Consider the following 13,369-nt stretch of genomic DNA (forward strand, 5'->3'; position numbering starts at 1 on the left):
CTAAATAGGCTATTAATGGTGTATGCACTCGAATCCTTCTTTCTGGATTTTCTTGTTGTTCGCACACCAAGAATACCAGAAAAAGACGTTCGGGTGTTTTTTAATATTCGGAAATTAATAACAAAAACGAGGTACGTTTGACAGTACCACATTAATAGAGGAGGACATATTATGCAACGCCTTTTAGTCATCCATGGTGGCGGACCCACTGCGGTTTTAAATAGTTCATTGTATGGCGTGATCACCGCTGGTCAAGAACAGCAATTACAAGTTTTGGGCGCGCGTAATGGTATCGCCGGTTTACTAAAAAATGACTTTATTGACCTATCTGATCGCTCAATACAAGAAATAAAAGCGCTACTGCAGTCACCGGGAACCGCAATTGGCTCTTCGCGGACACCGTTAGAACAAGAAGACTACTTTCACTTGGTCGAACAGCTGCAGCGAAATCATTTTGATTATGTCGTATTGAGTGGCGGTAATGGCACCATGACCACAAGCCATCACTTAGCCGTTGCTTGTAAAACAGCGGGTACGGAAATCAAGGTGCTCGGTATCCCCAAAACCATCGACAACGATTTAATTGGCATCGATCATGCACCAGGCTTTCTCAGCGCAGCTAATTACATTCGGCAAACCGTACGTGAAATTGCGGCTGATGTAATTAGCTTGCCGATCCACGTCTGTATTATTGAATTAATGGGCCGTGATGCTGGCTGGTTAACTGCCGCTGCTGCTTTGGCAGATCAAGTTGGCGGTCGTTTAGCGCCGGATTTAATTTATGTTCCCGAACGACCATTTTCCATGACTCAATTTCTCAACGATGTACAAGCTATTTATACACAGAAACATGAAGTCGTCGTCGTGGTTGCCGAGGGCCTTAAACAAGCAACTGGTCAACCAATCGTCCCAGCTAGTTTCCAAGTCGGCCGTGCCGTTTATTTTGGTGAAGTTGGTTATTATTTAGCTGAACAAGTCGTTAAACAATTAGGCATCAAGGCGCGTAGTGAAAAACCTGGGCTTGCTGGCCGCGCCAGTATCGCAACACAAACGGCCCGTGACCGTCATGAAGCAGTAACGGCTGGTCAACTTGCAGTAACCGCGGTCTTAGCTGGACAAACTGATCAAATGGTTGGTTTATTAAGCGACAACTCAGCGGAAACCCAATATCAACTAATCCCGCTAGCCAACATTGCTCAGCAAACGCGCCAACTACCTGAACATTTCATCAATAGCGCCGGTAACGGCATCACACCTGCTTACGCCCAATGGTTAGGCGCACGATTAACGGACACCCCATTATCAACGATCGTTAATTTTAATTAGTCGACCAAATCTGGTCGGCTTTTTATTTTAAACAAACACAAAAGACTGCGACATGATTAAAATAGTTCAATTAGGATTGACGCGCAGTGGTTAGTGATTCGTAGTTTTAAAGTAGATTATAGGCGCATAAAAACGAGAGTGTGACATAAGACGGTCAGCTCCTGAGCATTAGCCTACTACTCCGCAATTGTAGATATATTAGCAAAGTTCGCTAATATATCCTGGATGCTACGGGCGATGTCCATTCTTGTGGCAAAAACCTTGCCGCAAGAAACATGGCAGATTGACGAATAATACACATAGTGGATTATTTGGCGATCGTAGCTAAGCGGAGGGAGCGGTCTTATGTCACACGTTTAAACTATAATGTTCGGCAACAAAAACGAGGCTAAGCTTTGCCAGCCGAACCAAACACTTGTAGTTTCGTCACAACTTCGGCTTGAACCAATGCTTGTGTCCAGTTGTCTACATCGGAAATAAATACTTGTTCATCCGGATTCTGTAAACGTTGACCCACCGCATTCGCGACCTGAAAAGCTAGTGTTGAATAATAATTAATTTTGCTGATCCCGTTCGTAATTGAATGCCGGTAATCTTGATCAGTTAATCCAGAGCCACCATGAACCACTAAAGGTACCGTTACTAACCGGCTAATTTGCTGCAAACGTTCAAAGCTTAAATGCGGTGTCTGCGAATAGACGCCATGCACGGTTCCATAAGCGATCGCCAACATATCCACATCAGTTGAGCTAACAAAACGTACAGCCGCTTGCGGATCTGTATAGGTTTGTGCCAACTGGCTATAGTCGACCGTCGTCCCGCCACCTTCACGATTCATTGGACCTAATTCTGCCTCAACGGATGCGCCAAGCGCGTGTGCAGCTTGAACAACCTCTCGAGTTGCCGCTACATTCGCATTAAAGTCAACTTGTGAAGCATCGATCATCACGGAACTAAAACCGAGTTTCAAGGCTTGCATGATAACTGAATAACTGAAGCCATGATCAAGATGAACGGCTACTGGCACTTTCGCTGATCGTGCTAGTGTCAACATCACCGGGCCGATCAATTCCAAAGGCGCATAATTAGTCAGCTGCTTTTCACCGATTTGTATAATTACTGGTGAATTTGTCGCTTCAGCAGCAGCAACCACGCCGCGCGCCATGGCTATACTAGTAACGTTAAAGGCACCTACTGCATATTGTGCTTGCTGAGCAGCTTGAGTCAATTCAATTCCAGTTGCTAAAACCATAAGTCGGTACCTCCAATCAATATATGTTGTCGCTTGTACGATTTTTTATCTGTTGTGGTTACTTAAACAGCGGCGCCACTATAGACTTGTTCCCAAACATGTTTTTTAATTGCTAAAAATTCTTCGCTTAGTCGCGTTTGCTGATTGCGTGGGTACGCTAAGTCAACATTAACAATTTCTTTGACCGTCCCCGGACGCGCATCCATGATCACGATCCGTTGACCTAATAAAATTGCCTCATCAACATCATGCGTAATGAAGAAGCAAGTCTTCTGCTCTTTTTCCCAAGTTTTCAACAATTCTTCTTGGAGTTGTCCCCGAGTCTGTGCATCTAACGCACCAAATGGTTCATCCATCAATAAAACCGCCGGATCAGCGGCATAGGCACGTGCAATTGCCACTCGCTGGCGCATCCCACCGGATAATTATTTGGGATAACGCTCGGCAAAGTCAGTCAGACCAACCATATCAATATAGCGTGCCACTCGTGCCATTGCTGCTGCCGATTTATCCTGACGTATTTTCAATCCAAAGGCTACATTTTGCCGAACCGTTAGCCATGGGAATAAGGCATACTGTTGAAAAACAACGCCGCGCTCACTGCCGGTGCCTTCAACCGCAGCGCCGTCACAAAAGATCTGCCCAGTGGTCGCTTGTTCTAAACCGGCAATAATATTCAATAGAGTTGACTTACCACAACCAGACGGCCCGATCACCGTGACAAATTCATTTTCGGTAATACCTAGATTAATATCATGTAACGCCAACATTTCGCCGCGTTCTGACTGATAAGTTTTAGAAATATGCTTGATTGCTAATTTTATTTGTCCTGCCATTTGGTGACCTTCCTTTCAAACATTCGAATGAGTTTGTCTAATGTGATACCGATGATCCCAATAATAATGATGTAAAGCATCATCGGCGCCACGTCAAACGTCTGACTAAGTGATTGAATTCGCATCCCTAAGCCAGCTTCGGCGCCAGTGGATTCAGCAGCGATCAATGTCGTCAATGCCGTGGTTGCGCCTAAACGAACGGCAGTAATGATATATGGCGTGGCTGCCGGCACAATAACGTGCACAAAGATATCTCGATCTTTAGCGCTAAGTACGCGGGCTGCCTTGATCAAAGTAGGATCAATATTGACCACGCCTTGATAAATCGTCACCGTCATCACTAGAAAAGTGGCAATACAGATCACAATAATCTGCGCCTTGGCTCCGATCCCTGCCGAAACAACAACTAGCGGCACGTAAGCCAATGGTGGAATACTGCGAATAAATTGGATCCAAGGTCCGATAATGTTTTCTAACGGCTGGTACCATGCCATTAAAATGGCCACTGGTAACGCAAGCACAAAGCCGAATAAAAAGCCCCATAGCACAGAGAATAGGCTCGCACCAATATCGCTGATCAAAACGCCACGACTTAACATCGTCCCTACCGCTTCAGCTACTGCAAGCGGATCGGGAAAACTTTGTGCCGTGCTGGGAATAACTGACAACACCCACCAAATACCAACTGCGCTAATTATCGAAAGCGTTAGCCAGGCTGTCTTTTTTAAGCGGCGATGATTTCTTGTTGGTTGCGATTTTTTTACTTTATGAACTTTAGTGGGTAATTCTAATTCGCTTTGCATAATCTTTCACTCCTCATTTTTTAACACACCATATATTCATTTGAATTATTAGCTGAATTGATTACTTTGAATTCTACTGGGGCTAACTTAAAGCCAACTTAAAATGAACCACTTTTCAAATCGTCGCTTCTAGTCTACCCGCCACCTTAATTCAGGCGACAAAAAAAGACTGCCGCAAGCGACAGCCTCTACACAAGTTACATTGTTTCTTGATTATTTACATTTAATTCAGTTAGCTTATTGGTTTTCAAATAGACGATCCACTCACAAATATTAGTGACATAGTCGCCGACACGCTCTAAGTAGGTGCCCACCAACATATAATCGGTGCTGCCAACAACCGTTTCTGGATCGCGTTGCATTTCATTAATACACTTATCATAGATTGTTTTAAAGGCAGCATTGACCTGTTGATCTTGTTGCGCAATATCACGAGCTCGTTGCGCGTCTTTTTTAACATAGGCATCAAGCACATCTTCAACCATTTGTTTGACCACATCTGCCATCGCGGCAATATCTTCTTCGATCTCCGGTACACGCGTATTACCTTTGACTCGGATCGTTGATTTAGCAATGCTGACAGCATGGTCGCCCATTCGTTCCAGGTCGCTACTGGCTTTCATAATGGTGACGATCATTCGTAGATCACTGGTGACCGGCTGCTGTAGTGCGATCATTTCGAAACTGCGCTTTTCAATATCGACTTCACGTCCATTGATGGCTTCATCGTTTTGAATGACTTCCAGCGCTAATTCACGATCATGATTAACAAAAGCTTTGACTGAGTTATAAACCGCTTCGTTAACGAGCATTCCCATTTCCGAAAAGCGAACATGCAGGTCCGCTAACTCTTCACTAAATATTTCGCGCATTACGTTACCTCCTCATATTATGGAATAATTGATTTTCCGTAGGCTAACCAAAACGACCTGAGATATAGTCTTCACTTTCTTTTCTGTCCGGTGCGGTAAAGAATTTCGCCGTTTCGCTGTATTCAACTAACTTACCATCTAGAAAAAAAGCGGTTCGATCAGATGAGCGGGCGGCTTGTTGCATATTATGCGTCACCATAATGATCGTATAATCAGCCTTTAAATTAACTAGCATCTGTTCGATTTTGCTACTAGAAATCGGATCCAATGCACTAGTCGGTTCGTCCAAAAGAATCACCGCTGGCTTAACTGCTAAGACACGCGCAATGCAGACGCGCTGCTGCTGGCCGCCGGATAAAGACAAGGCGCTTTGATGTAACACATCCTTGGTTTCTTCCCAAACTGCTGCTGCCTTTAAGCTACTTTCCACCACTTCATCAAGCACGGCTTTATTTTTTTCACCAGCTAAGCGTAAGCCATAAATAACATTCTCATAGATCGAAAACGGAAAAGGATTGGGCTGTTGGAACACCATGCCCACCTCTTTACGTAACTGGACGATATCCGTTGCTGGTGCATAAATATCTTGACCATGCAAACGAATATCACCAGTGATCCGAATGTTTGGGATCAAGTCATTCATTCGGTTTAATAATCGTAGATAAGTTGATTTACCAGAACCTGATGGCCCGATCAATGCCGTTATTTCGTGGGCCATAAAATCAAGATCGATGCCTTTCAAAGCTTCACGCTCGCCATAATAAAGGTGAACATCCTTACTGGTAATGATTTTTTCAGTTGCCATTGTCGGCTCCCTTCTGCTCAAGCGCAAAAACTAATTCTGCTTTTCATTTTTTCCAGCTTATTATTAGCCAAAGTGTCCAGAAACATAATCATCAGTCGCCTGAATTGCTGGCTTGGTGAAAATTTTACTGGTTGCTGCGTATTCTAGTGCAACGCCCTGATGAAAGAACGCCGTATAATCACTGATCCGCGCAGCCTGTTGCATATTGTGCGTAACGATGATCAGTGTATAGTGTTCCTTTAATTGCGCTAAGGTATCTTCAACCACACTTGTCGAAATTGGATCCAACGCACTGGCCGGCTCATCTAAAAGTAAAATATCCGGCTTCATCGCCACCGCCCGCGCAATGCAGAGTCGCTGCTGCTGCCCACCGGACAAAGCCAGTGCACTTTTATGCAGCGTATCCTTAACTTCATTCCACAAGCCAGCTTGCTGCAACGTTGTTTCAACTAATTGATCAAGCTCTTGCTTGCCCTTAATACCATGCCGCTGTGGGGCAAAAGTAATATTATCGTAAATTGATTTGGCAAACGGGTTAGGCCGCTGAAATACCATGCCGATGTGCTTACGCATTTCAAACACATCAATATTCGGCCGATTAATATCCAAGCCACGATACATAATTTTACCAGTGACCCGTGCAGTTTGGATTTCATCATTCATTCGATTTAATGAGCGTAAATAAGTTGATTTACCAGAACCAGAAGAACCGATGATCGCCGAGATCTTGTAACGTGGAAATTGTAACGTCACGCCTTTGATCTGCTCATGATCGCCATACGCAACGTGTAGATCTTCTGTACTCAACGCAATTTCTTGTTCCGCCGCCGTAAAAGTCTTAATTGATGTTTTAGTTAGATCATAATCCTTCATCGGCTAGGCTCCCTTCTTACCTGAACTGGTCATTTTTTGATACAAATGCTGGCCGAACCAGCGCGCACTCAGATTAAATAATAGTACCGCTATGATCAAAACCGCCGAAGCACCGGCTGAAACCGCAACTGCATCCGGCATGATCCCTTCAGAATTAATTTTCCAGATATGCACCGCTAAAGTTTCAGCTGGCCGTAAGGGATTTAATGGACTGGCAATGTAAAAAGGATTCCAGTTGGTGAAGTCCAACGCTGGTGCGCTTTGACCCGCTGTGTAAATTAACGCCGCTGCTTCACCAAAAACACGACCAGCGCCAAGGATCATGCCTGTCGTAATACCCGGTAAAGCTTCCGGCACGATGATCCGCGTGACCGTTTCCCAGCGTGATAATCCTAATGCTAAGCCGGCTTCTCGTTGCATGCTGGAAATACTGGCCAAAGATTCTTCCACATTACGGGTGAGTAACGGTAAATTAAATACCGTCAACACTAAAGCACCAGATAAAATGGAAAAACCAAATTTAAATTGAATTACGAATATCAAGAAACCGAATAACCCAACCACAACTGAAGGTAACGAACTAAGAATTTCAATTGAAGTCCGAATCAATGATGTTAACCAATTCTTTTTAGCATACTCTGACAGGTAAATTCCGGCACCTAAAGATAATGGCACTGAAATCAACATGGCTAAAACCAATAAATAAAAGGAATTAAATAACTGGATACCGATACCACCGCCGGCTTCAAATGAACGCGCGGGTGTCGTCAGAAAATGCCAAGTCACACGGGGCAAGCCTTGGATCAGAATGAAAGCTAACAATGAAGCCAAAACTAAAATAATCAGACTCGCGATCGTATAAAGAACGCCAGTTGCTAACTTGTCTTGTTGTTTAACGTTCATGATTTCATTGCTCCTTTCCGACCAATCAAGCGAATCAGTAGATTAAAGACTAGTGACATCAATAACAAAATCAAGGCTAACGACCACAGCGCGTTATTCTCTAACGAACCCATGATCGTGTTACCGATACCCATCGTTAAAATACTGGTCAAGGTTGACGCCGGTGACACAAGATTATGTGGCATTAACGCCGCATTACCGATCACCATTTGCACAGCTAAAGCTTCGCCAAACGCCCGTGCCATCCCGAATACAATTGCAGTCAATAAGCCTGGCGTTGCACTACGTAAAACTACTTTGTAAATGGTTTGCCAACGAGTTGCCCCTAAGGCTAGCGAAGCTTCACGATAGTAACGTGGCACTGCCTGCAAAGCATCGACACTCATCGAAGTCACAGTTGGTAAGATCATTACGAATAAGACAAAGGTTCCCGCTAAAATCCCAAAACCAGTTCCACCGAACAACTGACGAATGACTGGCACAACAACTGTTAAGCCAATAAATCCATAAACAACTGAAGGAATACCGACTAATAATTCAGTTACCGGCTTCAAAATTTGCATTCCCCGTCGTGGCGAAATTTCAGTCATAAAAATTGCGGCACCAATGGCAAACGGTGTCGCCACTAAAGCCGCAAAAATAGTGACTAAAAAAGAACCCACGATCATCGGCAGTGCTCCAACCGCTGGCACACCATGACTATCTTTGGTTCCTGGATTCCAAGCCTGCTTAGTTAGAAAATCCCATAAATTAATTTTATCATGGTAAAACGTCGCTAGCCCATGTGACGCCACAAAATAGAAGATTGCGGCAACGACTAACACAATTAAGCTGATACAAAACAAACCGAGCAAACGACCACGCCGTTCTAACTTAGCTTGGTGCGATACTTTTAATAGACTTTCGCGGATTGGGTCCATATGATCAGTCTCCTTTTATTCAGACCACTGCTGATTTCGTGATCAACCATACTTATTTGGGTACTGTAACTTGACCGTTTAAATTGCGTTCAATTTGCATACGGCCAACCGGAATATAACCAAGCTGCGGCAACATTTTTTCTTGAATGGTGTCACTATACATGTATTTAATAAAATCTTTAGTTAGCCCTTTTGGCTGACCATTGGTGTACATATGCTCGTACGACCAAATCTGCCAGCGATTTGTCGTCACATTATGTTCAGTGGGCGCCACGCCTGCTACATTAATAGTGGCCACCGTTTTATCAACATAAGAAAAAGCCATATAACTGATTGCACCTGGCGTAGTCGCGACAATTTGCCGTACCATACCAGTGGATTCCTGCTCTTGCGCTTGCTTAGCCTGGGCTCCACGTAAAACCCACTTTTCAAAGGTGACCCGAGTTCCACTACCTTGAGCACGATTGACCAATATAATTGGTAAATTATGGCCACCAACTTCACGCCAATTTGTGACTTGACCGGTGAAGATGGCCTTTAGTTGAGCAAAACTAAGATCAGTGACGCCAACTTTTTTATTGATCACTGGTGTAATACCAACTACCGCCACCCGATGATCAACCAATTGGTCTGCTTTTATGCCACGCTTTTCTTCAGCATAAACATCTGAATTACCGATCGCAACGGCGCCTTCTTGAATCTGACTGAGGCCAGTACCGGAACCGCCACCTTGAACGTTGATAAATTTGCCTAGATGTTCACTACCATATTGTTCTCCCGCCGCTTCTACCAACGGTTGTAGTGCCGAAGAACCAACAATAGTAATTGATTCGCCACGATCAGCCGAGCTTTGACAAGCCGTTAAGGTTATCAAACTCAGCAGCAACGTGACGATCAGTAGGATACGCTTCTTCACAGCAAGTCCCCCCATTATTTCAATTCCCTCTAAGCATAAAACAGCCATGTAAATTTTAATGTCTGCTTTTGTAAAAGTCATGTAAATTTTGTAGGTCAATTAAGTAACAGTCAGTAGTGGATCCACGCTAATAATAGCATGCCGGCAACAGAAAACGCTTTAATTATGCCTGCGACTGATCAAAATAATTGGCCATCAAAAAAGCAGCGCCCTTTTAGCACTGCTTCGCTACTGAATGCTTTCTGGTAACTCAATGGTAAACGTACTACCGACCCCTAGCTGACTTTTTAACGTCACTTGTCCACCAAGCGTCGTCACTAGTTCTTTTACGATCGCCAAACCTAAACCAGTACCACCTTGATGATGACTGCGCGCCTTATCAACGCGATAAAAGCGTTCAAAAATTCGGGCTTGATCATCAGCAGCAATCCCTAATCCATTATCAGTAAAACTTAGCCGCCACTGTGGCCCAATTTTCTCCCCTGTAATGATCAGCTGACCAGCAATTCGATTGTACGCTAAACCGTTGATCAATAAATTCTTGACTACTTGTTCAAATTTACGCTGATCAGTTTGTAGTTGCGCTGTCGTGGCAATATTGAGCTGAATAGTCAGCTGCTTGTCATTGATCGACTGTTGCAGTGGCACCAACAAATTCTGCACGACCTGCTTGATATTGACCGTTGTGACTTGTAGTTGTTGTTGTTGACCACGTGATAACGCAATTATGTCTTGAATCAGTGCGGTCAGACGCTGACTTTCAGCTGCGATGATCTCCAAAAATTCTTGGCGTGCTGCTGGCTCATTTTGCGCTCCCGCCAACAAAGTTTCAGTAAAACCACTGATCGAAGTGACTGGCGTCTTCAATTCGTGACTGACATTGCTAACAAAATCTAATTGCATCTGTTGGATTTGTTTCACTGGTGTAATATCGTACAGCAATACTGCAACCTGGTATGTCGCTGGCACTGGCTGTGCTTTCATCCAGACCACATTAACATCTAAATAACGCTCCTGTGGTTGCACTAATTTAACTGTAGCGTGCTGACTTTGTTGCTTCGTTAAGCCTTGCTTGATCAGTCGGCTCAAAGCAAAATTATGCACATCATTTAGATAAGAATGTGGCTGTATACTCAGTGGTTGCGCCAGCATCGTCGCCGCAGCTGGATTATGTGCCACCACATTACCTGTTTCATCCAACAATAAAACACCGATCGTTAAATGCTTAATAAAACGATCAAAGTTCTGCTGCTCATTTTGTGCCAACGCAGTTTGTGCTTGTAATTGTTGATCGACCTGTATAACAGCACGTTCTAAAGTAAAATAATGATCAGTCGGTCTTAATAAAACTGCTGGCGTTGATCGAGGCGTGCCAACTTGGGCTAATTGCTGTTGCACGCGCTGCAATGATTGCCGCTCCCAGCGAGTGTAACCATAAAAAATTAACACACTTAACCCACTAAGTCCTAAAACTGCAATTAATAAATGTAGCCCCTGTGGCCAAAATGGTTGCCATAAATTTCGTTGCGGCGTGTACAGCACTAGCGTCCAGGGCTTTTGGCTAAATAAAAATGCGGTCTGCGCCCGGCCAGCCACGCGAATTTGCTCACTTTTACTAGTCGCTGTTTTGTTTTGAAAAGCAACGACACTGTCGATCAAATCAGCCTGTGGTCCTGCTACTGGAAAAACCAATTGATTTTGAGCGTCAAAAATAGCGACATGCACCTTTTGTTGTTGCTGCCACTTTTTTAATGTCGCTTGTGGAAGCTTAGTTGTAGACAATTGTGGTAACACTTGTGCTTGTAGTAGTTGACCTTGTTGCGCTAAGCTTGTTTGTTGCTCAGCAACATAACGCTGATTTAAAAAAAGAATGATCGCCGCTGAACCAACAGTAATCACTCCAAAAATTAACCAGCCGATCCGCTTAATTCGTTTCATTCTGAGGTACCTCTAACTTATAACCAAAACCACGAACTGTCACTAAATATTGCGGCTGCTTTGAGTCAATTTCGATTTTGTCGCGTAGATGGCTCACTTGGATATCAACCATCCGCGTTTGGCCCGCATAGTCATATCCCCACACCCCATTTAACAGTTGTTCCCGGCTTAAGACCTGGTTTGGTCGCTGTGCAAAATAAAGCAATAATGCGTACTCACGCGGCGTTAGTTGCAACCGTTGTTCGTTACGATAAGCCGTATAAGTAGGCAGCGAAATTCGTAAAGCACCGAGCTGAATACTAGCATCCACTGGTGCAGTAACTGCCGGTTGTAAGCGTCGACTAATTGCCTTCATTCGCGCCAAAACTTCCCGCGGGCTAAACGGCTTGGTCAGATAATCATCGGCGCCTAATTCCAAGCCCATAATCTTATCAAACTCATCATCTTTGGCCGTCAACATAATGATCGGTGTAGCCACTTTTTCCTGTCGTAAACGCCGTGTAACTTCCATCCCATCCATTTGCGGCAACATTAAATCTAATAGAATAAAATCAAATGCGGTGGCTAATGCTAAATTTAAAGCAGTTGTGCCATCATTAGCCGTCGTCACCTGATAATGCTCTTTCTTTAAGTTATATGCCAGTAAGGTAACGATCGATGGTTCGTCGTCCACGATAAGTACTTGCTTCATCCCGCAGCGCTCCTCTACAGATGTTAGTTTATTAGCAAAAAGCACGAATAAACCTTGATATTTCGGTCGATGCCCATTCAGCTACTACTCTGCTTGCTCTGGAAAAGTCATCACACCTAAATTATGCGGTGAATCGGCAAAAATCGCTGATTCCGTAATTTTAATATCACCACTCATTGTCTTAACCCGTAAATGGCAATACGTTGGATCAGTCATTCGTGCCGCGTAAAAAGAATCCTCATCTTGGACCGACTGATTATTACATTCTAATATAATATCTCCAGCAATTAGATCCATTTTAGCCGCTGGCGTTTCTGGTTGGATTCCGAGAACCATCACACCAGTAAACGGCTCGGTATAATGGACGATCCCACGTACTTTTCGAGCACTTAACCAACCAATAAAGGTGGCTACTGTAACGACTAATAACAAAGGTAGGAATAATTGCGGCCAGAAATAAACGATCCCCGCACTGATTAAATCAACGACACCCGTAATTAATTGCCAGCGATCTTGTTGCTTAACTTGCGCTGTTGGTAACTGTTGCCGCACCGTTAGTAAGAAACCAATCAATAACGGTAAAATAACTAAATGGTATTGATCACCAGCAAGTTGCAAAGTTGTCCATGAAAAAAGGCCTGTTGTGAGTTTAGTTCCTGGCACTAAGAAAACCAGCGGTACTAATGCTAATTGTTGCGCCTGAAAATAACCAGTTCGCCGGCCACGACTACTTTCCGCAATTCGTGGCGATAACTGTTTCACAGCTAAACGCTGACGTAATGCGGCGCTACCTAATGCACTAACCGCCAGCAAAAAGAATATGCTGACCGCAATGTTTCGGTTGGTTAACGTCTGGTTAGTAAATAACGGTACTTGTAGCCGCAAACTATTAGGTAGTAAAATCACGGTCAATAAGGTTGTTAGCAACACAGCTGCCGTCGGCCAAACAAAATTAGCCGCCATTAATACAGCCAAAATACCGACTACTTGGTAGCCGACTAACCAACTGGTTGGTAACTGTAGACCTAATAAAAGCACCGCCACTGATAGCACGATCCCCACCGGAATTCCATAAATGAAGAACGCTTTAAATTCATTTAAGCGACTATCAATTGCAACATGGAAAGTTTGCCGTTCATGCTGGATTCGCCGCCGACTGACCCAATAACCGGCCAGAATAGCGCACCATAACAGCGGTTGGGCAACCAAACTAATTAATAATTTTACTAACATA

Annotated in this window: 12 protein-coding genes and 1 pseudogene; 1 reads left to right on the forward strand and 12 read right to left on the reverse strand. The window is 44.0% G+C overall.

Features of this window, described 5'->3' with window-relative positions; all coding sequences use genetic code 11:
- Nucleotides 1–171: 171 nt before the first annotated feature.
- Nucleotides 172–1,326 carry a diphosphate--fructose-6-phosphate 1-phosphotransferase gene (locus EKM76_RS07510; protein WP_225417896.1) on the forward strand — a complete coding sequence of 385 codons (1,155 nt, stop codon included), beginning with the start codon at nucleotides 172–174 and terminating at the stop codon, nucleotides 1,324–1,326.
- 388 nt (nucleotides 1,327–1,714) lie between these two features.
- Here the strand turns inward: EKM76_RS07510 and EKM76_RS07515 are convergent, their stop codons facing one another.
- The 12 genes and pseudogenes from EKM76_RS07515 to EKM76_RS07570 form a co-directional block, all read right to left on the reverse strand.
- Nucleotides 1,715–2,578 carry a class II fructose-bisphosphate aldolase gene (locus EKM76_RS07515; protein WP_125550074.1) on the reverse strand — a complete coding sequence of 288 codons (864 nt, stop codon included), beginning with the start codon at nucleotides 2,576–2,578 and terminating at the stop codon, nucleotides 1,715–1,717.
- A gap of 62 nt (nucleotides 2,579–2,640) precedes the next feature.
- Nucleotides 2,641–3,414: pseudogene (locus tag EKM76_RS07520) on the reverse strand (ABC transporter ATP-binding protein).
- The gene (locus EKM76_RS07525) at nucleotides 3,399–4,217 is read right to left on the reverse strand and encodes an ABC transporter permease (RefSeq protein ID WP_125550075.1); all 819 of its coding nucleotides are present in this window, start codon (nucleotides 4,215–4,217) and stop codon (nucleotides 3,399–3,401) included. The pseudogene EKM76_RS07520 and the gene EKM76_RS07525 overlap by 16 nt, the downstream one beginning before the upstream one ends.
- A gap of 197 nt (nucleotides 4,218–4,414) precedes the next feature.
- On the reverse strand, nucleotides 4,415–5,089 hold the full coding sequence (phoU, locus tag EKM76_RS07530; RefSeq protein ID WP_125550076.1) for a phosphate signaling complex protein PhoU: 675 nt from the start codon (nucleotides 5,087–5,089) through the stop codon (nucleotides 4,415–4,417).
- A 43-nt stretch (nucleotides 5,090–5,132) separates the two neighbouring features.
- On the reverse strand, nucleotides 5,133–5,894 hold the full coding sequence (gene pstB, locus EKM76_RS07535) for a phosphate ABC transporter ATP-binding protein PstB (RefSeq protein ID WP_125550077.1): 762 nt from the start codon (nucleotides 5,892–5,894) through the stop codon (nucleotides 5,133–5,135).
- 63 nt (nucleotides 5,895–5,957) lie between these two features.
- Complete coding sequence (gene pstB / locus EKM76_RS07540; protein WP_125550078.1) at nucleotides 5,958–6,767, reverse strand: phosphate ABC transporter ATP-binding protein PstB; 810 nt, start codon at nucleotides 6,765–6,767, stop codon at nucleotides 5,958–5,960.
- Nucleotides 6,768–6,770: 3 nt separating this feature from the next.
- Nucleotides 6,771–7,670 carry a phosphate ABC transporter permease PstA gene (pstA, locus tag EKM76_RS07545; RefSeq protein ID WP_125550079.1) on the reverse strand — a complete coding sequence of 300 codons (900 nt, stop codon included), beginning with the start codon at nucleotides 7,668–7,670 and terminating at the stop codon, nucleotides 6,771–6,773.
- Nucleotides 7,667–8,590 (reverse strand): phosphate ABC transporter permease subunit PstC, encoded by a 924-nt coding sequence (gene pstC, locus EKM76_RS07550; protein WP_125550080.1) that lies wholly within the window; start codon nucleotides 8,588–8,590, stop codon nucleotides 7,667–7,669. The genes pstA and pstC overlap by 4 nt, the downstream gene beginning before the upstream one ends.
- A 52-nt stretch (nucleotides 8,591–8,642) precedes the next feature.
- Nucleotides 8,643–9,521 (reverse strand): phosphate ABC transporter substrate-binding protein PstS family protein, encoded by an 879-nt coding sequence (locus EKM76_RS07555; protein ID WP_191986913.1) that lies wholly within the window; start codon nucleotides 9,519–9,521, stop codon nucleotides 8,643–8,645.
- A gap of 213 nt (nucleotides 9,522–9,734) precedes the next feature.
- The gene (gene pnpS, locus EKM76_RS07560; RefSeq protein ID WP_125550082.1) at nucleotides 9,735–11,444 is read right to left on the reverse strand and encodes a two-component system histidine kinase PnpS; all 1,710 of its coding nucleotides are present in this window, start codon (nucleotides 11,442–11,444) and stop codon (nucleotides 9,735–9,737) included.
- Entirely contained in the window at nucleotides 11,431–12,135 is a 705-nt protein-coding gene (locus EKM76_RS07565) for a response regulator transcription factor (protein WP_125550083.1), read from the reverse strand. The genes pnpS and EKM76_RS07565 overlap by 14 nt, the downstream gene beginning before the upstream one ends.
- 84 nt (nucleotides 12,136–12,219) lie before the next feature.
- Complete coding sequence (locus tag EKM76_RS07570) at nucleotides 12,220–13,368, reverse strand: PDZ domain-containing protein (protein WP_125550084.1); 1,149 nt, start codon at nucleotides 13,366–13,368, stop codon at nucleotides 12,220–12,222.
- Nucleotide 13,369: the final 1 nt, after the last annotated feature.

The sequence above is a fragment of the Loigolactobacillus zhaoyuanensis genome (assembly GCF_003946385.1).
Taxonomy (GTDB): Bacteria; Bacillota; Bacilli; order Lactobacillales; family Lactobacillaceae; genus Loigolactobacillus; species Loigolactobacillus zhaoyuanensis.

Coding starts and splice junctions, on each gene's coding strand:
- EKM76_RS07510 (WP_225417896.1), top strand. CDS start 172: ATGCAACGCCTTTTAGTCATCCATGGTGGCGGACCCACTGCGGTTTTA.
- EKM76_RS07515 (WP_125550074.1), bottom strand. CDS start 2,578: ATGGTTTTAGCAACTGGAATTGAATTGACTCAAGCTGCTCAGCAAGCA.
- EKM76_RS07525 (WP_125550075.1), bottom strand. CDS start 4,217: ATGCAAAGCGAATTAGAATTACCCACTAAAGTTCATAAAGTAAAAAAA.
- phoU (WP_125550076.1), bottom strand. CDS start 5,089: ATGCGCGAAATATTTAGTGAAGAGTTAGCGGACCTGCATGTTCGCTTT.
- pstB (WP_125550077.1), bottom strand. CDS start 5,894: ATGGCAACTGAAAAAATCATTACCAGTAAGGATGTTCACCTTTATTAT.
- pstB (WP_125550078.1), bottom strand. CDS start 6,767: ATGAAGGATTATGATCTAACTAAAACATCAATTAAGACTTTTACGGCG.
- pstA (WP_125550079.1), bottom strand. CDS start 7,670: ATGAACGTTAAACAACAAGACAAGTTAGCAACTGGCGTTCTTTATACG.
- pstC (WP_125550080.1), bottom strand. CDS start 8,590: ATGGACCCAATCCGCGAAAGTCTATTAAAAGTATCGCACCAAGCTAAG.
- EKM76_RS07555 (WP_191986913.1), bottom strand. CDS start 9,521: ATGGGGGGACTTGCTGTGAAGAAGCGTATCCTACTGATCGTCACGTTG.
- pnpS (WP_125550082.1), bottom strand. CDS start 11,444: ATGAAACGAATTAAGCGGATCGGCTGGTTAATTTTTGGAGTGATTACT.
- EKM76_RS07565 (WP_125550083.1), bottom strand. CDS start 12,135: ATGAAGCAAGTACTTATCGTGGACGACGAACCATCGATCGTTACCTTA.
- EKM76_RS07570 (WP_125550084.1), bottom strand. CDS start 13,368: ATGTTAGTAAAATTATTAATTAGTTTGGTTGCCCAACCGCTGTTATGG.